Genomic DNA, 16,972 nt, shown 5'->3' with positions numbered 1-16,972 from the left:
ATCAGGTAGCCAAGCCGGCGGCTTTCGCAGCCTTGCCGACGAACTTCATGACCTGCCCGGCGCCGTCTTCGTAGATGGAGGCGCCGGTCGGATCACTGATCGCCGCCCACTGCTCCGCAACCGCCTCAGGCGTGTTGCTCCCCTCCTCGAGGAAGATACCTTCCGTTTCAATGATAAGGGTTCGCGCATAGCCCCCGGCCGTCGCGCACAAGATGGCGCGGGAGGGTGCGTCCTCGCTGACCAGGTAGAGGAGGCCGGGAGTGACCGCCTTAGCCTCCATCAAGCCGACAACCTGCGGAGGGAGCAGGTCGCGGGTCATCTGGGTGGCAGCGCCAGGAGCCAGCGTATTGACCCGGATGTTCGACTTGGCGCCCTCCAGGTGGAGTACGTTCATCATGCCGACCATAGCAGCCTTGGCTGCGCCGTAATTGGACTGGCCGAAGTTGCCGTAAAGCCCGGACGAGGAGCTGGTGAACACCACCCGGCCATAGTTCGCCTCGCGCATGTGCGGCCAGACGGCCATGGTGCAGAGGGCACTGCCCGTCACATGCACCCGCATGACGGCCTCCCAATCGGCAAGGATCATCTTGGCGAAACTCTTGTCGCGAAGGATGCCGGCGTTGTTGACGAGGATGTCCACGCGGCCCCAGCGCTCCATGGTCTTCGCCACCATGTCCGCGACGTGCGCCTCATCGGCGACATCGGCCCCGTGGGCGATCGCTTCGCCACCGGCTGCCTCAATAAACCCCACGGTTTCTTCTGCGGCAGAAGAGCGGCCGTCGGGGCCATAGTCGTTGACCACAACCTTGGCCCCGCGTGCCGCGAGGCCGAGCGCATGCTCGCGCCCTAGCCCGGCACCGGCGCCGGTGACGATCGCCACTCGGCCGTCGAAACGGATGGTCATTACGTCATTCTCCCTGATGTGGTGCGGACGCCATGGCCATGGCGTATTCGTAGCGGACACGAGGCTCCCACCCGAGTTCCTCTCGGATGCGGCTGGCATCGATGCGATTGTCGAAACCGATCAGGTTCAGGCCTTCGAGGCTCGGCAGTGAGAGATCAGATGGGCCGACGAGATCTTCCGGGCGCTCGTTTGCTTCTGCGGCAGCCCAGACGGGTTCAATCGGGTAATGTTGTGGGGGGGCGGCGCCGGCAATCCGCGCAATATCTTCGAAGAAGCGCTGCCACGTTATGCCATTCTCGTCGCAGACGTTGTAGGTGCGGCCGATGGCTTGCTCGGCCGTCGCGGCGAGCACCAGCGCATCGGCAAGGTTTTCGACGTGTGTCAGCCCTGCGCAGTTCTTTTCGGCATCTCCGAAGATTGCGCCTCCGGTAGTGCGGAACAACTCGACCAATCGATCGCCCCAGGCCCCTCCGCCGCCAAAGCCATAGACGTTGGCTGGCCGGACGATGGTCAGCGGCATGCCGGTTTCGGCCGCGACCTGCAGGGCAAGGCGCTCCTGCCCCTGCTTGGCTCGGCCGTAAGCACCCGCGTAAACGCCATACCCATCCTCCTCGCGGCAGACCTGCCTGCGTATCTTGTCGCCGTAGACTGCGATGGATGAGACGACGACCGCTCTGCCACCTTGGCGGGTAACCGCCTCGCACAGGGTTCGCGTGCCCTCGGCGATGATCCGCCATTGCCGATCGTAGTCGCCGGCCTGTCCAACAATCGCAGCGAGATGGATGACCACATCGACGCCCTTGGCCGCGCGGGCGACATCGACTGGCTCGGTAATGTCACCCGCGACCAGACTTGCGCGACTGCCCCATTCTTCAGGAAACGCCTCACCAGGCAGGGAAAAGCTGGTCACCTCATGGCCGAGGTCGAGCAATCGGCTGACCACGCGTCGGCCGATGAAGCCGGTCCCGCCCGTCACCAGGGCTCGCGGCATCAGGCGATCTCAAGCAGCCCGGCGGCGCCCATGCCGGCACCGACGCACATGGTGACGACGGCATACTTCACCCCGCGCCGCTTGCCCTCGATCAGCGCATGGCCGACCGACCGCGCGCCGGTCATGCCATATGGATGGCCGATAGAGATGGCTCCGCCGTGGACGTTGTAGATTTCCGGGTCGATGCCGAGCCGGTCGCGGCAGTAGAGGCATTGCGACGCGAACGCTTCGTTCAGCTCCCACAAGCCGATGTCCGAGACTTTGAGGCCGTGCCGCTGCAACAGGCGCGGAACCGCGTAGACTGGGCCGATGCCCATCTCGTCAGGCTCGCACCCTGCGGTTGCGAAGCCCCGAAACCAGCCGAGCGGCTCAATGCCGCGCCGGTCGGCTTCCTCGCCCGACATCAGCACCGCGACGCTGGCGCCATCCGATTGTTGGCTGGCATTGCCGGCGGTGACGAACTTGCCTTCCTTCACCACCATGCCGTTCTTCAGCACGGGCTTGAGTGCCTGCAGTCCTTCCAGCGTAGTGTCGGGGCGGTTGCACTCATCGCGCACGACCGTGACCTCCACGTCCTCCGTCGCGCCCGTCGCCTTGTCGACCAGCTTCTTCCAGGTGGTGGTCAGCGGCACGATCTCGTCATCGAAGCGGCCAGCGGCCTGTGCCTTGGCGGTGCGCTGCTGGCTCTGCAGCGCGTATTGGTCCTGCGCCTCGCGCGAGATGCCGTAGCGGTCGGCGACAATCTCGGCGGTTTCGATCATGCTCATCCACAAGGCGGGCTGCTCGGCATAGAGCCCAGGCTCGACCGCACCGTGCATGTTCATGTGGCCCGAGAGTTGGACCATGGAGATCGACTCCACGCCGCCCGCCGCAATCACCGGGACGCCCTCGGTGCGGATGCGCCCGGCGGCAAAGGCGATCGCCTGGAGGCCCGAAGAGCAATACCGGTTCACCGTCACGCCAGACGTGGTTATCGGGCATCCGGCCTTGATCGCCGCATTGCGCGCGATGTTGAAGCCAGTCGCGCCCTCCGGCATGCCGGCGCCGAGGATCACATCCTCTACCTCCGCATGCTCGACGCTGGCGCGGCGCACTGCATGGTCGATGACGTGCCCGGCCAGGGTGATCGGGTGAGTGGCATTGAAGCTGCCGCGCACTGACTTGGCCATGGCGGTACGGGCGGTGGACACTATCGCCACGTCGATCATCTTGGGTTCGCTCCTAGATTGCTCACCTGCTCAACTAAACAAGTGTTCAGTGTTGCGCAATGCGGCTGTTCAGGCCAGAGTCCGGCTCACCCAAAATGGAGTTCCGATGGCAAAGGCCGCCACTGTTGTAGAGTTCTCCGCCGGCCAGCAGCGTCTGGTCCAAGGCGCGATGCGCCTGTTCGCGGAGAAGGGCTTCGATGGGGTAACCGTCCGCGACATTGCCTCGGCAGCCGGGGTCTCGGTGGGGCTCATCAACCACCACTTCGGCTCCAAGGAGGGCCTCCGCGATGCGGTCGACCGCTACTTCTTGAAGCAATTCGAAGAAGTGTTGTTCGAATACATGCCTCGGGGCGAGTCCGGCAGCGAGGCTGACGCCGATGCGGTCGCCGAGTGGATCGAAGCCTGGATCGAGCGCCATATCGACGATTGGGAGCTGTCCAAGGCATACATGCGGCGCGCTCTTCTGGAAGGCAGCGAGTGGGGCGGGCACGTATTCGAGCGATTCTACCAGGTCGTTCGAACCAGTGTCGACCGGATGGACGCCGAGGGCCGCCTGCGGGGCGATGTTGATCGGCTGTGGCTGCCCTTGCTGATCATGTATCTCGAGCTGGGTACGTTGCTGCTGGAGCCCTACGTGGACCGGGTGCTCGGGCGCTCTGGCTTCGACCGCGCCCTGTGGCGGCGGCGGCACCGGGCCTACGTCGATCTCGTGTTTCGCGGAGTCCGGCCCGAGCCGAGCTGAACTGAACAGTTGCTCAGTTGAGCCACTTGCCCCTATGCTGAACAGCAAAGGGAAGAGGGCAGACGTGACGGATACCGCATCGCCGCAGCCGATCTACGCCGGCAAGCGCATCTACGATCTGCTCAGCGAGCACATGGCAGCGGTCCCCGACAGGGAGGCCGTGGTCGACGGGGCGGTTCGGCTGACATACGGCGAGCTGTCCCTACGGGTCGATAAGCTCGCCAAGGGCTTGATCGCGGCCGGCGTTGAGCCGGGCGACCGGGTCGCGATCATGACTCCGCCGGCGCTCGAGTTCTGGCTGACATATCTCGCCGCGACGTCGATCGGCGCAATTTGGATGGGCCTGAACCCGCGCTACCAGAAGCCCGAATATGCCTACCTGCTGGGCGACGCGGAGCCGCGAATCGTTTTCGTTCGGTCGCCCTACGATGGCCGGGACTACGTCGCAGACCTCGCGGAGGCAGGGCCAAAGGTCGAGCGCTTCGTCAGGGTCGACGAGCTGGATTCATTTGCGGCGCAAGGTCAGCCGGTTGCGGACGATCTGCTTGCCTCGCGCCGGGCAGCGGTCCACCCGGACGACACGGCAGTCATCGTCTATACGTCCGGCACGACCGGGCAGCCCAAGGGCGCCATGCTGTCGCACCGGGCAATTGTCGCGGCGGCGCTGATCAATCGGGATTGGATGGGCGAGGGGCTTGAGTGCACCATCTGCGCCGCGCCGATCAATCATGTCGGTGCGCTCAACAATGTGTGCATGAACGTGTTCGCAGCGGGTGGGCGCATCGTTTTCCACCATCGCGTCGACCTGGCGGAGATCGCGCAGCTTTCGATCGCGGAACGGCCGACGTACCTCGTTGCGAGCCCGACCACCTTCGTCATGTTCGCGCAGAACCCGGCGGCGGGGCTCGAGGCGCTCGGACGATACAAGCTGCTGGTGTTCGGCGGCGGGACCACGCCGGAGCCGCTGATCGCTCCGGTGGCTGCGACCGGCATCAAGATGGCGAACGTCTATGGTCAGACCGAGACGGTCGGGATCGTCACTGCAACCGCATTCGGTGACACGCCGGCCGTGATGGCCGAGACTTTCGGTAAGCCCCTTCCCTATTGCCAGCTGCGGATCGGGAGGGCTGACGGCAGCGAAGCGGGTGTGGGTGAGACCGGCGAGATCCAGGTCAAAGGTCCGCTCACCATGTCGGGTTACTTCCGCCGCGAGCAGGCGAGCAGGGAGGCGTTCACCGGCGACGGCTGGCTCAGGACCGGGGACCTTGGTTTGAAGCGGCCGGACGGCAACTTCAGCTTCGTCGGGCGGCTGAAGGAGATGTACAAGTCGGGCGGATACAACGTGTACCCGGCCGAGATCGAAAATGCCCTGGCGGAGCATCCAAAGGTCGCCGTCGCGGCGGTGCTGCCGGTGCGCCACGAGCTCTATCGGGAGGTCGGGCATGCATTCATCGTTCCAGTCGCGGGCACGGAACTGAAAGAGAATGAGCTGAAGGAGTTCCTGCGGGAGAGGTTGGCCAATTACAAGATTCCCAAGAGCTTCAGCTTCGAACCCGCCCTGCCGCTGCTGCCCAGCTCCAAGATCGATCGCATGGCGCTGAAGCGGCGACTCCAGAGCGAGGAAACGCCGGCATGAGCGGCGACTTCCGCCTAGACCGCGATGGGCCGATTGCGATTATCACGCTCGACCGGCCAGCCAAGCGCAACGCACTCACGCCGGAGTCGCTGGTCCAGCTCGAGCGGCTGGCCGAAGGCTTTCGGGACGAGCCCGATACTCGCGCGGTAATCATCCGGGCCGAGGGCGAGGACTTCTCGGTTGGCGCCGATCTCTCTTCCGTAGGTGGTGGCGCCGAGCCGCCGGCCGTCGTGCAGCTGCGCCGAACGGCTCGTCAGGGCGCGCGCCTGATGCGCGCGCTGCAGGAGATCGACCAGCCCACCATCTGCGCCATTCAGGGCATCGCGACTGGGGGGGCGACCTGCATCGCGACGGCTTGCGACTTCCGCATTGCAGCGGCCGGCGCGCGGATCGGCTACGGTGAAGTGAAGCTCGGCATCAACCTGATGTGGAATGCCCTCCCCCTGGCCGTGCACCTGGTTGGCCCTGCGCGCGCCAAGCGGCTGGTGATGTCGGGCGACCTGATCGAAGCAACGATCCTCGCGGAATGGGGCTTCATTGACGAGGTGGTGCAGCGATTGGCGCTCGACGAAGCGGCGCTGGTCATGGCGCAGCGCTACGCGGCTCTCCCGCCGGTGGCAGTGCAGATGATCAAGCGCAGCGTCAATGCACTTGCCGGAGCGATCGACCAGGCCGTGATGCACGCCGACGCCGACCAATGGCTACTAGGCACGCGCACGGACGACTTTGCAGAGGCCCTCGCGGCTTTCAGGCAGAAGCGAGCGGGGCAGTTCACCGGCAATTAAAGTCGGGCGCAGGCCAGGCATGGCTTGGACTGTCCACCTGTTCAGCAGCTCTTGCACTACACTGAACAGATGTTTAGCCTCCTGCAAATTGGCTTCGCGCTGCGCTTGACCTTGGAGGAGGGGTTAGATGGGATTCACGCACAAGGCTCGGGGCGTGCTTGCCCTTTCCGCATCTGGTTTGGCTCTGCTGGGTGCGACGCCTGCGTGGGCGCAGGCCGATGCGGTCACCCAGCCAACACAACAGGACCAAACTCCTTCGAGCAATGACGAGGCCGCGCCCGACGCTCCGGTCAACGAAACGGAAATCGTTGTCACCGCGCAAAAGCGGCAGCAGAACCTGATCGACGTGCCCGCCTCGGTGCAGGCGGTCACAGGCGAGACCCTTGAGCGGACGGGCCGGCAGAACCTAACCGACCTGGTCAACCTGATTCCGGGAGCGTCCGTCGTCTCCCGCTCCGCTCCGGGGTTTGAGACAATCCAGATCCGCGGCATCAGCTCGGGCACGGTCGGCGACACAACCACTGGCTACTACATCGACGACGTCGTCTTCTCGATCCCCAACCTGCAGATCTCGCCACCGGCGCGCCTGTTTGACCTTGAACGCACCGAGATCCTGCGCGGACCGCAGGGCACCCTATATGGCAATGGGGCTATGGGCGGTCTCATCCGGCTGATCACTGCCCAGCCAAGCACCACGGACTCTGAAGTTCGCGGCCAAGGAGAGCTTTCGTTCACCGATGGCGGCGGCACGAACTATGCTACGGACGCGGTCGTCAACGTGCCGATTGCGCGTGACGTAGCCGGCTTACGGCTGAGCGGAGGCTATGAGCGACTGAGCGGTTTTGGCGAGGCGCGCGACCGCCCCGGTGAGAAGAACCTCAACCCCTCTCGCAGCTGGAACGTGCGCGGCAAGCTGCTGCTTCGCCCCACGTCGGACATCACAACGGTCCTGTCCGTGTGGCACATCAAGAACAGCCAGGATTACAACAATGGCTTCGTATCTGTGGACCCGCCGATCCTGCCGAACGTGCATGGCACGGACCCGTTCAACCGGGTGACCGCCACCTTCTACTCGGGTTCGGTGAACTGGGACCTCGGACCCGTCTCGCTGCAGAGCGGCACGTCTTACCTGAAGCACCGACTGAGCTTCGACACCACGTTCAACACGCCTGCGCTCGACCTTCGCGCCGTCGCCGACTTCAGGAGTCGCAGCTTCAGCCAGGAAGTGCGGTTGGTATCGGATGCGAGCGGACCGTTCGACTGGATCGTCGGCGGACTCTACACCGATGCGAAGATCCGCTCGGGCTTCGATTTCACCGTCCCGTTCGACATTCCGGGCTCGACCCTGTTCCTGCCCCTGATCTCGCAGCCCACCGCGCCATTGACGACCAAGTCCTACGCGCTGTTCGGCGAAGCCTCCTACGAATTGCTCGATGGCAAGCTGATCCCGCTGGTCGGCCTGCGCTACTTCCATGATAAGCGGGCGGCCAGCGGCACGACGATCGTCTTCCCCACCCTGACCCCGCCCGGCATCACTTTCACGAGCAGCGGGTCCGGCAAGTTTAAGGCGTGGAGCCCTCGCTTCAACCTCGCCTACAAGCCGACGAACGATCAGAACTACTACATCAACGTTGCCAAGGGTTTCCGCAGCGGATCGGTGCAGACGCAGGCGCAGGTGCTGTTCGCCTCGATCGACGGCGTCACCACGTCTACCCTCATCGAGCCCGACCAGTTGTGGACCTATGAAGCCGGTGCGAAGCTCCGCACCCCTTCGCGCGCAATCACCATCGACGGCGCCGTTTACCTGACCGACTGGAAGGACATCCAACTTCCCTTCACGACCAGCGGAGGGATCGTTGCGACGCTCAACGGCGGCGATGCCCGCCTGAAGGGGATCGAACTCGGGCTGACGTGGCGCACTCCGGTTCCAAACCTGACGCTGCAGTTCGTCGGCAACCTGAACTCCGCCAAATTCCGCAATGTCGACCCGGCGCTCACGGCGCGCCTACCCGTCGCGACCAATGGCAACCGGCTACCAGGCGTGCCGAAAAGCACGTTCACAGTGGCGGCCAACTACAATCGGCCAGTCTTCGCGGACTGGGATCTCAGCCTCCACGGTTCCTACTCATTCCGGAACCGGCAGTCCGATCTCGCTACCGGATTGCTGACCCCTAAGCTCGACCAGGCGGTAGTTCGCGCAGGGATCGAGAACGATCACCTGCGCTTCCAGCTCTTCGCGGACAATGTGCTCGATGAGAAGGGGCCGGTCTTCATTACCAGCACCGGCGTGCAGGCTCTCTATCCGCGGCGCATCGGTTTGAACGTCGGATTTAAGTACTGAACCGATGAAGCTGTACACGCCCGAGGAAGCGAAGATGCTGGTCGGTCAGGAACTTGGCACGTCCGACTGGCTTCTGGTCGATCAGCAGCGGATCAACGCCTTCGCCGAGGTGACCGAGGACCACCAGTTCATCCACGTTGATCCGGAGGCAGCCGCAAAGACCCCGTTTGGCGGCACCATCGCGCATGGCTTCCTCACCTTGTCATTGCTCACCCGCCTCTTTCCGGAGGAAGCGGTCGTCCTTCAAGGGATCACGATGGGGGTGAACTATGGCTTTGAGCGCGTCCGCTTCCTCGCGCCTGTGCCGGTGAACAGCCGCATCCGGGCGCGCCACAAGCTGCTCGACATCGCGGACAAGGGCGGCGGGCGCTGGCTGGTGACCACCGAGGTCACGATCGAGATCGAGGGCGAGCAGCGGCCGGCGCTCGTCGCCGAGTGGCTGGGGTTGCAATACTGCTGACCGCCGCCTTGGGTCGGGAGGCTGTGCGGTACCGGGTGCTCGGGCCGGAGGCCGCGCCCTGGCTCGCCATTTGTCACGGTATGGCGCTCGATCACCGGGACTTTACACCGCTCGCGGAGAAGCTTGCCGCGGAATGGCGAGTGCTCCTCTGGGACATGCCGGGGCATGGGACGAGCGCCGCTCCCCATGGCGACTGGAGCGCTGCTCACATGAGCGATGCGCTGGAGGCGGTTATGGCAGCGGCAGGCGCTGATCGTGCGGCGCTGCTCGGTTTCTCCTATGGCGGAGTAGTGGCGCAGATCTTCGCGCGTCGGCATCCGGACCGTGTCGCGGGGCTGATCGCATACGCCTGCTTCACGCCTTTCCTCGCGCGACCCACAGTCCCGCGATCGCTGGTCAGGCCACTCGTGGCAGCGCTGTTTGGCTGGAAGAGCTGGCCGAGGTTGAAGCGGCAGTTCGCGCAGCGTTGTGCCCTCGCACCGGAAGCACGGGAGCACATCAAGCTGGCGATGGAGCCCTCGGGCAAGTCCGGGTTCCTGGCGATGACGCGTTCCCTGCTCCTGGCGAGCGACCCTGACCCATTGTTCCGGGTCGATGCGCCAGTGCTGCTCGTGCGCGGAGCGGAAGACAGCAATGGCAAGGCTCTGGCTGCGGCAGTGGAGGCTCTGGCATTGGCGCACCCCCATGCCGAGCAGCTCGTCATCCCGAACGCCGGGCATTGCGCCCACCTTGATCAACCCGACTCGTTCGAGGCGGCAGTGCTACCCTTCCTTGAGCGGCTCAGGAATGCTGGGCGCTCAGCCACTCGAGCAACAGACGGCTGACCTCGTCGGGGCGCTCGCGGTGCAGAAAGTGGCCTGCGCCCTCCACCACCTCCACCTGCAGCCCGCCAGGAAAGTCGCTGTGACGCATCGAGGCGGCGAACACTTCCGCGGAGATGCAGCCGTCGTCGCGGCCCGCAAGGCCCAGCGTCGAGACCAAGAATGGCCCCGCGAGCAAGCGCTGGCCTGCCGCCGCAGCTTCCGAGCCGACGTCCATGGCCTGGCGATAGTAGGCGAGCGCCGCGCTCAGCACGCCGGGTTTGGCGAACCGGGCCTTCATGGCTGAAAGCGCGTGGTCCGGGATCGACCAGCCGAGAGACCAGCCGCGCCAGAGGTCTTCGAGATAGCCGAAGTCGTCGGCAGCCACGCGGCTCTCCGCGTCGGGTGCCTGGAAATCCATGATGTACTGGAAACGGGCGAGCTGTGCCGGATCGCTCGCGGACACCTCCGCCATCCGGGTCGGGTGCGGCACGGCGAGGGCACTGAAGCTGGCAAACCTCTCGGGCGCAAGCGCGCACGCGGCAAAGCCGATCGTCGCGCCCCAATCGTGACCGATCAGGTGGGCACGCCCGCCGAGCTGCTCGACCCAAGCGACCACATCCTCCGCCATGCGGATTGTATGGTAGTCACCATCGGCAGGCTGCGCTTCGGGCGCGTAGCCGCGCAAGGTCGGAGCAATAGCGCGGTGACCTGCACCCGCAAGCGCTTCGAGCTGATGCTCCCAAGTTTCAGGCCCGTCCGGAAAGCCGTGGAGAAGCAGGACTGCCGGACCGTCCCCGGCCGCAAGAGCGGGAAACTCCAGCTCGCCATGGTGCAGCGTGATCGCGTCGCTCACGCAGGCAGGCCCGCGTCGCTCCATGGCGCGATCAAGATCTTGGCGTGCCGCTCCGGGTCTTCGAGCAGGCGGAAGGCGTCATCCACCGCGTTGAGCCCGATGGTCGCCGACAGCAGCGGCCGCCATTGCAGCCGCCCGTCCGCGACCGCCTGCAGCGTCGCGGCGAACTCCTCGGGCGTGTAGTAGACCACGAATTGAATCGACAGCTCCTTGGCGATCCCCAGCATCGGGTTGATGGTCTCCTCGCCATGGGCGATGCCGGCGACCACGATGCGCGTTCCAGCCGCTGCATCGCGGACCGCGACGCCGAGCACGCCCTGCGCGCCGGTGCAGTCGTAGATGACGAGCGGCTTGCCGGGAGAGGCTGCCGCTGCAGCAGCCAGAGCATTGCCATCCTTCGGACTGATCGCCTGCGCCGCCCCCAACGTCGTTGCGAGCTCGCGGCGGCGCGGCGAGAAGTCGCTGGCGACGATTCCCTCCACGCCATGCATCTTCAGCACGGTTACGATCGCCAGCCCGATCGGCCCGCAGCCGAGCACCACCGCCGCTGCGTCTACCGGCGGCAACCCGGACTTCGCGACCGCGTGCCACGCAATCGCCAGAGGCTCGACAAGAGCGGCGGCTTCGTCCGGCACCTCGTCCGGAACCTTCAGCAGCAGCGCTTCGCTGGCGAGCATGTACTCGGCATAAGCGCCGGCTACATCGACGGAGGCGCCGATCGGCTTGGGGACGCCATTTTCGAGCAGGAAGGGCACCGACACCACACGATCGCCGATCTGCAGCGTTCGCGCTGTCTCCGGCCCGAACTCCGCGATCTCGCCGATGAACTCGTGTCCCAGGATCAGCCCTCGCGACAGGTCCTGCGGCGGCGCGCCGAACTCCTCGCCCAGCTTGGCGATCTCGGCGGCATGCTTGGCGAGGTGCAGATCCGATCCGCAGATGCCGCACAGCCTGATCTTCAGCAGCACCTGTCCCGGCCCAGGCTCCGGCCGCGCACGCTCCTCGACCGCGATCCGCCGGTCGCGCAGCACCGCAGCCCGCATCATTCACCCACCACGATGAGCTTGTCGTAGTTCAGGCCCAGCGCGTCGCAGTAACCACGGTAGAGCTCCAGTGCGCGGCGGGCATCGATCACCGACACGACCTTGCCTTCATCGTCTAGGTTCACGTTGGCGCCGTAGATGGCGAACCAAACCAGCGTATCGCCCTCCTGGTCGGCCGGGGTCATCAGCGTGTGGGTCGAGCCCGCCGGCTCGAACAGGTAGGACCCGGGCGAACTCACCGCCTCGGGTGTTTCGGCATAATACCAGCGCCCCTTGTGGGTCACGGCATAAACCAGGCCGGTATGGAAGTGCCGTACCACCTTGTAGCCTGGCGGCAGCCGCGTGTTGGAAATCCAGAGCCCCTGGTTGAGATCGACATGCAGCAGCTGGATGGCGCTGCCGTCGCCGGCCTCTGCAAAGGGCAGATCGTCCAGGCCGACGTGCAAGGTCGGGGCATCCGCGTCCGTCGGGATGATCGGCTTGGCTGCCATTTTCGCCGCGAACTCGGCGAGGGCTGGCGGGATGGCGCTGGTCATGTCGTTCAAACCGTCTCTCCCTTGATGCGTCCAAAGCCCTTGGCCATGCCGGAGTAGCGCTGCTGTGCGGCGGTGAACTCCGCCGTCAGGGGCAGCTCACGCGGAGTGTAGCGCGGCCGGTAGGTCTTCAGGATTTGCGGGATGGCGCGGCGCCAGTAGCGGCGATTCCAGCGCTTGCGCTCGCGCGCGATCTCGGGTTTGTCGTAGGTGGCGAACAGCTCCGGATCGGCCTCCCGCATCAGGTCAGCGAAGCGCTTCACCCACTTGAAGTAATGCCCCTGTGCCCAGAGCTGGTTCTTGAGCCGGTAGAGATACGTCCCGCCGCACGCATGATAGACGTCGAACGCGACGCTGCGGTGCTCCAGCTCCTCCATCACATGCCACTTGCCGAGGTGGGCGAGCGGGCTGTCGACGCGGTCGTACATGCCCATCTCGAGCTGCACGGTCGACGCTGCGCTGGTCATCGATTCGAAGCCCTCGGCGTAGGCGAGGTTGAACAGCAGCGGCTTGTCCTTCGAGAACCCCTTGTACTCGGCGTCGAGCTCTTCTTCGAGCGCGCTCAACCCCGCGAAGCCGGGGTTCACCGAACGGATGATGTCGTTGGCGCGGGCATGCTGCTTGTAGTGCTCACCCTCCTGCGCGCAGAACATGCGCAGGTCGTCTCGCAGCTGCGGGTCCTGCACGTGCGGCAAGGCCTGGCGCATGGTGCGGATGAGGTAAGGCTCCAGGTAGGGGAGCATCATCCACGCGCCGAGGAAGGTGTAGCTCATCGCCGGGTCGTTCTTGATGAACACCCGTTGCATCTCCGGCGTGAACTCGAACGCCATTTTGCGGATCGTCATCTCAGCCATTGCGAGTCTCCGCGACCGGTCTCCTCCACCGGCCTGCCTCGTATCTACTAAACACCCGTTCAGCCGGGATCAAGCGGGCTAAAGAGGTGGACAGATGCATTATCGCTACCTTTGAACACCTTGCCACACGGGGACTTGCTGGCATTGCTAGCAAGCCTGAACAGATGTTCAGAGAGGAGGAGACGAAATGGTGCACTGTGCCGGTCCATTATGTCCGCCTTGGGCGCTTAGCAGACGCGATCGCCTACCCCGTCGAGCCGGGCATCCCCTGCCCGTCCTCGCAATTTCGGCGACGTCATAAAGTCGTGCAAGACGACTTTGCGGCGGCCGAGGTGTCCTGCTTCGCAGTGCAGGCCAGAGCAGCTCGATAACGCCTTGCTCATTTAGCCATAGACAAGATCGCAACCCGTACTTAGTTTGTTCCTACTGCCTTGGGTAGGACGCTGCGGCCCTTGGCATTAGGAACAGGATGGCTGTGTGCTCAGGCGCAGTCCTCGTAGATCGTTAGGGGCGCACCCTCCCCTACCTTTTCGACCCTGGCGCGGTTGGACCAGGACCCAAGCCTCCCCTCGTGGGGATCATGTCGATGCTGACGCCATCGACAGTACGGCTGAAGGTCCGAGAGCGTGCGTCACGAGAAGTTCTTTCCTCCCATTGGCGATGAAGACGAAGCTTTAGCCGCCTGCCTCCCACCTTCGATCTTGAGTGTCGAGGCGTCCGCCTCTCGCATTCTCCCGGTTGGTCATTTCACGCCCTGGCCAACGGTAGACTCCAGCACCGCCACTCAGTGGGAGTCTCCTCCGCGATCCGCCGCTGAGCTCAGCAGCTTGTTGGAAAGCATGCTGGATGCGGTTGTGTCGCTGCTTGTCCGCCGACTGCTGGCCGAGCAGATCGCGGTCGCGAGCCTAGAAAAGGACCGGTGATGATACGTAAACCACGGGCCATCGGCTACGGTCGCTTCAGCGATGAAAAGCAGACTTCCACCTCAACGGCCGACCAGGGGCGGAATATAGCCGCCTACGCCTGCGAGAAGGGCATGGATCTAATGGCCTACTTCTCTGACGACGCGATTACCGGAGCTACGATGGCACGGCCGGGGCTTCAAGCAATGATCCGGGCCGTGGATGCCGGCGAAGTCGATGTCGTGATCATCGAGGATGTGGATCGCCTTGGACGTGACGAGGAATATCTTCAGTTTCTGAAGAAGCTCTACGCCCGACGAGATGTGGTGCTGCATACCTTGGTTGGTGGCGGACCCATCGATGACCTGCTGTTTAGCTTCAAGGGCATCATCAGCGAGGCACACCGCAAGAAGATTGCATATTGGTCCCGACGCGGCTTGGTGGGCAAGGCGGAGCGTGGCGGCTTCACTGGCGGCCGCACCCTTGGGTATGAGCGCGAGGTCACCTCGACGCTACCGAACGGCACCGTGGAAGACAGCATCGTCATCGATCCTGAGAGTGCGGACCTCGTTCGCACAATCTTCCAAATGTATGCGGACGGCTTCTCCCTGAGGCAAATCTGCGCTCACCTCGACGGGATGGGTGTTCTTCCGCCGGGGGCCGCGATGAAGCGGAAGAAGTCGAGCATCGGCTGGAACCCCTCAACGCTATCCGGCAACGTCGAACGGGGTGAAGGCATTCTCAATAACCGACTTTATATCGGCGAGCGCATCTTCAACCGCCGCCGCTATGTTGAGGAGCCGGACGGCAAAGGTGGCATCAAACGCCGCCCCAGGGACAATGACCGAAGTCTCTGGAAAGTTACCATGATGCCGGAGCTGCGGATCATCTCGGACGACCTTTGGAACGGCGTCAAAGCGCGACAGGCACTCGAGCGCACGCGGCGGGATCACAAATTCGGGTTCAACAAGAACCCGCTAGCTGGCGCCAAGCGGCCGACATATCTTCTCTCGGAGCTGGTCTTCTGTGGAGGCTGCGGTGCTCAGTATGTCGCTTCTGGCGGAGGCCGCTGGCGCTGTCGGGTCAACCTTCGGAAGGGTGCCTGCCTCAACAAGCGCTCAATCACCACTGTTGAGCTTGAAGGACGGGTTCTCGCCGGTTTGAAGCGCAAGCTTCTCACCCCGGAGTTGATCGCTCGCTTTGCTCGGATGCTTCAGAAGGAGCTCGCGCACGCAAACTCGCAACGGGAGCAGGCTAGAAAGTCTGCCGAGCACAATCTCAACGATCTTGAGGCTCGAATCCGGAAAATCGTTCGCCAGATCGAAGGCGATGACGATGTGCCGAAGGCGCTAGTGCAGCGTCTGAAGGACCTGGAACTTGAGGAAGAGCGCCTGCGCAAAGAGCTCGACGCCACTCCGATCGCTGAGGTGATCGAGCTCCCGGCAAACTACGCTAAGATCTACGAGAAGGCAGTAACAGAGATTGAGCACTGCCTGGTTGGGGATGACGCTGCGCGAGCACGCGAAACGATCCGCTCGGTGATCGAGAAAGTTGTCATTCAGCCTTCTTCCGGCCGCCAAGAGCCGCTCGAGCTTGAACTGCACGGAGACCTGTTCCGAATGATCGAATTTGCCCAGACGGCGTCTCAGCCCTTGAGCAAAGCTAGGCAGGCCAGAGACGGCAACGGCCCCCAGCTTGTGGCTGGGGGCCGTATGACACCGTTGGTTGCGGGGGCAGGATTTGAACCTGCGACCTTCAGGTTATGAGCCTGACGAGCTACCGGGCTGCTCCACCCCGCGCCACCTTCAACGCTGTACGCGCGCCGAAAACAAGAACGCCGCTGCAAGCATGGGCCAGCAGCGGCGTATGACATGTGAATGGGTTCTTCCGTTCTGACGCCAGCTGCAAAGCCTGGCGACGACCTACTCTTCCACAGCTTGAGCTGGAGTACCATCGGCGCTGCCTGGTTTCACGGCCGAGTTCGGGATGGGATCGGGTGGGTCACAGGCGCTATGGTCACCAAGCTATGAAGCTGGCGTCAAAGCGGAAGTTCTAGAAATCGTGCTGACCTTAACTGGCGTCATCTAGCTGAGGTCAACCCCACCGACAGAACTGTCGATGATGGTGGGACTCTCAAGCGCGAACAGAGCAATTAGGACCGGTTAGCTCCACGCATTACTGCGCTTCCACACCCGGCCTATCAACGTGGTGGTCTTCCACGGCTCGATGATACCTTATCTTGAGGGAGGCTTCCCGCTTAGATGCTTTCAGCGGTTATCCCGTCCATGCATAGCTACCCTGCTGCGCCGTTGGCACGACGACAGGTCCACCAGAGGCATGTTCACCCCGGTCCTCTCGTACTAGGGGCAACTCCTCTCAAGTATCGACGCCCACGGCAGATAGGGACCAAACTGTCTCGCGACGTTCTGAACCCAGCTCACGTACCACTTTAATTGGCGAACAGCCAAACCCTTGGGACCTGCTCCAGCCCCAGGATGTGATGAGCCGACATCGAGGTGCCAAACAACCCCGTCGATATGAGCTCTTGGGGGTTATCAGCCTGTTATCCCCGGCGTACCTTTTATCCGTTGAGCGATGGCCCTTCCACGAGGGACCACCGGATCACTATGACCGACTTTCGTCTCTGCTCGACTTGTCAGTCTCGCAGTCAGGCAGGCTTATGCCATTGCACTCTATCAGACGGTTTCCAACCGTCCTGAGCCTACCATCGCGCGCCTCCGTTACTCTTTAGGAGGCGACCGCCCCAGTCAAACTACCCGCCACAGAGGGTCCCTGCACCGGATAACGGTGCGAGGTTAGACTGTAGAAAACAACAGGGTGGTATTTCACCAGTGGCTCCACCCGAGCTGGCGCCCGAGCTTCAAAGCCTCCCACCTATCCTACACAATTGTTTCCC

The 16,972-nt window shown here is 63.6% G+C and carries 14 protein-coding genes, 1 tRNA gene and 2 rRNA genes (1 of these 17 running past the window's edge); 7 read left to right on the top strand and 10 right to left on the bottom strand.

Going from position 1 to position 16,972, the window contains the following annotated elements; all coding sequences use genetic code 11:
* Position 1: 1 nt before the first annotated feature.
* From JT720_RS06090 to JT720_RS06080, 3 genes are read right to left on the bottom strand one after another with little or no spacing between them, the layout of a single operon-like run.
* Complete coding sequence (locus JT720_RS06090) at positions 2 to 904, bottom strand: SDR family NAD(P)-dependent oxidoreductase (protein ID WP_205480049.1); 903 nt, start codon at positions 902 to 904, stop codon at positions 2 to 4.
* A gap of 4 nt (positions 905 to 908) precedes the next feature.
* Positions 909 to 1,895, bottom strand: a complete 987-nt coding sequence (locus tag JT720_RS06085) for an NAD-dependent epimerase/dehydratase family protein (RefSeq protein WP_205480048.1) — start codon at positions 1,893 to 1,895, stop codon at positions 909 to 911.
* Positions 1,895 to 3,103 (bottom strand): acetyl-CoA C-acyltransferase, encoded by a 1,209-nt coding sequence (locus tag JT720_RS06080; RefSeq protein WP_205480047.1) that lies wholly within the window; start codon positions 3,101 to 3,103, stop codon positions 1,895 to 1,897. Before JT720_RS06080 ends, JT720_RS06085 begins: the two co-directional genes overlap by 1 nt.
* 106 nt (positions 3,104 to 3,209) lie before the next feature.
* On the opposite strand from JT720_RS06080, the gene JT720_RS06075 reads away from it, so the two are divergent.
* The 6 genes from JT720_RS06075 (at position 3,210) to JT720_RS06050 (ending at position 9,891) form a co-directional block, all read left to right on the top strand.
* Entirely contained in the window at positions 3,210 to 3,845 is a 636-nt protein-coding gene (locus tag JT720_RS06075; RefSeq protein ID WP_205480046.1) for a TetR/AcrR family transcriptional regulator, read from the top strand.
* Between the two features lie 64 nt (positions 3,846 to 3,909).
* A complete protein-coding gene (locus JT720_RS06070; RefSeq protein WP_205480045.1) occupies positions 3,910 to 5,481 on the top strand; it encodes an AMP-binding protein in 1,572 nt (523 codons plus the stop codon).
* On the top strand, positions 5,478 to 6,266 hold the full coding sequence (locus JT720_RS06065; RefSeq protein WP_205480044.1) for an enoyl-CoA hydratase/isomerase family protein: 789 nt from the start codon (positions 5,478 to 5,480) through the stop codon (positions 6,264 to 6,266). The genes JT720_RS06070 and JT720_RS06065 overlap by 4 nt, the downstream gene beginning before the upstream one ends.
* A 127-nt stretch (positions 6,267 to 6,393) precedes the next feature.
* Entirely contained in the window at positions 6,394 to 8,607 is a 2,214-nt protein-coding gene (locus JT720_RS06060) for a TonB-dependent receptor (protein WP_205480043.1), read from the top strand.
* A gap of 4 nt (positions 8,608 to 8,611) precedes the next feature.
* The gene (locus JT720_RS06055) at positions 8,612 to 9,067 is read left to right on the top strand and encodes a MaoC family dehydratase (protein ID WP_205480041.1); all 456 of its coding nucleotides are present in this window, start codon (positions 8,612 to 8,614) and stop codon (positions 9,065 to 9,067) included.
* On the top strand, positions 9,043 to 9,891 hold the full coding sequence (locus tag JT720_RS06050; protein WP_336511948.1) for an alpha/beta fold hydrolase: 849 nt from the start codon (positions 9,043 to 9,045) through the stop codon (positions 9,889 to 9,891). The genes JT720_RS06055 and JT720_RS06050 overlap by 25 nt, the downstream gene beginning before the upstream one ends.
* Here the strand turns inward: JT720_RS06050 and JT720_RS06045 are convergent.
* From JT720_RS06045 to JT720_RS06030, 4 genes are read right to left on the bottom strand one after another with little or no spacing between them, the layout of a single operon-like run.
* Complete coding sequence (locus JT720_RS06045; protein WP_205480038.1) at positions 9,848 to 10,723, bottom strand: alpha/beta fold hydrolase; 876 nt, start codon at positions 10,721 to 10,723, stop codon at positions 9,848 to 9,850. The two genes, JT720_RS06050 and JT720_RS06045, sit on opposite strands and share 44 nt — an antisense overlap.
* Positions 10,720 to 11,769: a zinc-binding dehydrogenase gene (locus tag JT720_RS06040; RefSeq protein WP_205480036.1), complete on the bottom strand. Its 1,050-nt coding sequence runs from the start codon at positions 11,767 to 11,769 to the stop codon at positions 10,720 to 10,722. Before JT720_RS06040 ends, JT720_RS06045 begins: the two co-directional genes overlap by 4 nt.
* On the bottom strand, positions 11,766 to 12,302 hold the full coding sequence (locus JT720_RS06035) for a 2,4'-dihydroxyacetophenone dioxygenase family protein (RefSeq protein WP_419555392.1): 537 nt from the start codon (positions 12,300 to 12,302) through the stop codon (positions 11,766 to 11,768). Before JT720_RS06035 ends, JT720_RS06040 begins: the two co-directional genes overlap by 4 nt.
* Positions 12,303 to 12,307: 5 nt before the next feature.
* Positions 12,308 to 13,153 carry a metal-dependent hydrolase gene (locus JT720_RS06030; RefSeq protein WP_205480033.1) on the bottom strand — a complete coding sequence of 282 codons (846 nt, stop codon included), beginning with the start codon at positions 13,151 to 13,153 and terminating at the stop codon, positions 12,308 to 12,310.
* A gap of 922 nt (positions 13,154 to 14,075) precedes the next feature.
* Between JT720_RS06030 and JT720_RS14225 the strand changes: the two genes are divergently transcribed.
* Positions 14,076 to 15,821, top strand: coding sequence for a recombinase family protein (locus JT720_RS14225; RefSeq protein WP_419555391.1), 1,746 nt, complete (start codon positions 14,076 to 14,078; stop codon positions 15,819 to 15,821).
* Here the strand turns inward: JT720_RS14225 and JT720_RS06015 are convergent.
* From JT720_RS06015 to JT720_RS06005, 3 genes are all read right to left on the bottom strand, one after another.
* Positions 15,778 to 15,854, bottom strand: a tRNA-Met gene (locus tag JT720_RS06015). The two genes, JT720_RS14225 and JT720_RS06015, sit on opposite strands and share 44 nt — an antisense overlap.
* Before the next feature lie 110 nt (positions 15,855 to 15,964).
* A 5S ribosomal RNA gene (rrf, locus tag JT720_RS06010) occupies positions 15,965 to 16,079 on the bottom strand.
* Between the two features lie 108 nt (positions 16,080 to 16,187).
* Positions 16,188 to 16,972 (bottom strand): 23S ribosomal RNA (locus JT720_RS06005) (it continues 2,006 nt past the right edge of the window).

The organism is Sphingomonas arenae, from assembly GCF_016924655.1.
Taxonomy (GTDB): Bacteria; Pseudomonadota; Alphaproteobacteria; order Sphingomonadales; family Sphingomonadaceae; genus Sphingomicrobium; species Sphingomicrobium arenae.
Note: the sequence above shows the minus strand (reverse complement) of the source record. Positions and strands in the feature narration are given on the sequence as shown.

What these genes read in the sequence shown, in the direction of transcription:
- JT720_RS06090 (WP_205480049.1), bottom strand. Translation starts at nt 904, where the DNA reads ATGACCATCCGTTTCGACGGCCGAGTGGCGATCGTCACCGGCGCCGGT.
- JT720_RS06085 (WP_205480048.1), bottom strand. Translation starts at nt 1,895, where the DNA reads ATGCCGCGAGCCCTGGTGACGGGCGGGACCGGCTTCATCGGCCGACGC.
- JT720_RS06080 (WP_205480047.1), bottom strand. Translation starts at nt 3,103, where the DNA reads ATGATCGACGTGGCGATAGTGTCCACCGCCCGTACCGCCATGGCCAAG.
- JT720_RS06075 (WP_205480046.1), top strand. Translation starts at nt 3,210, where the DNA reads ATGGCAAAGGCCGCCACTGTTGTAGAGTTCTCCGCCGGCCAGCAGCGT.
- JT720_RS06065 (WP_205480044.1), top strand. Translation starts at nt 5,478, where the DNA reads ATGAGCGGCGACTTCCGCCTAGACCGCGATGGGCCGATTGCGATTATC.
- JT720_RS06060 (WP_205480043.1), top strand. Translation starts at nt 6,394, where the DNA reads ATGGGATTCACGCACAAGGCTCGGGGCGTGCTTGCCCTTTCCGCATCT.
- JT720_RS06055 (WP_205480041.1), top strand. Translation starts at nt 8,612, where the DNA reads ATGAAGCTGTACACGCCCGAGGAAGCGAAGATGCTGGTCGGTCAGGAA.
- JT720_RS06040 (WP_205480036.1), bottom strand. Translation starts at nt 11,769, where the DNA reads ATGATGCGGGCTGCGGTGCTGCGCGACCGGCGGATCGCGGTCGAGGAG.
- JT720_RS06035 (WP_419555392.1), bottom strand. Translation starts at nt 12,302, where the DNA reads ATGACCAGCGCCATCCCGCCAGCCCTCGCCGAGTTCGCGGCGAAAATG.
- JT720_RS06030 (WP_205480033.1), bottom strand. Translation starts at nt 13,153, where the DNA reads ATGGCTGAGATGACGATCCGCAAAATGGCGTTCGAGTTCACGCCGGAG.
- JT720_RS14225 (WP_419555391.1), top strand. Translation starts at nt 14,076, where the DNA reads ATGATACGTAAACCACGGGCCATCGGCTACGGTCGCTTCAGCGATGAA.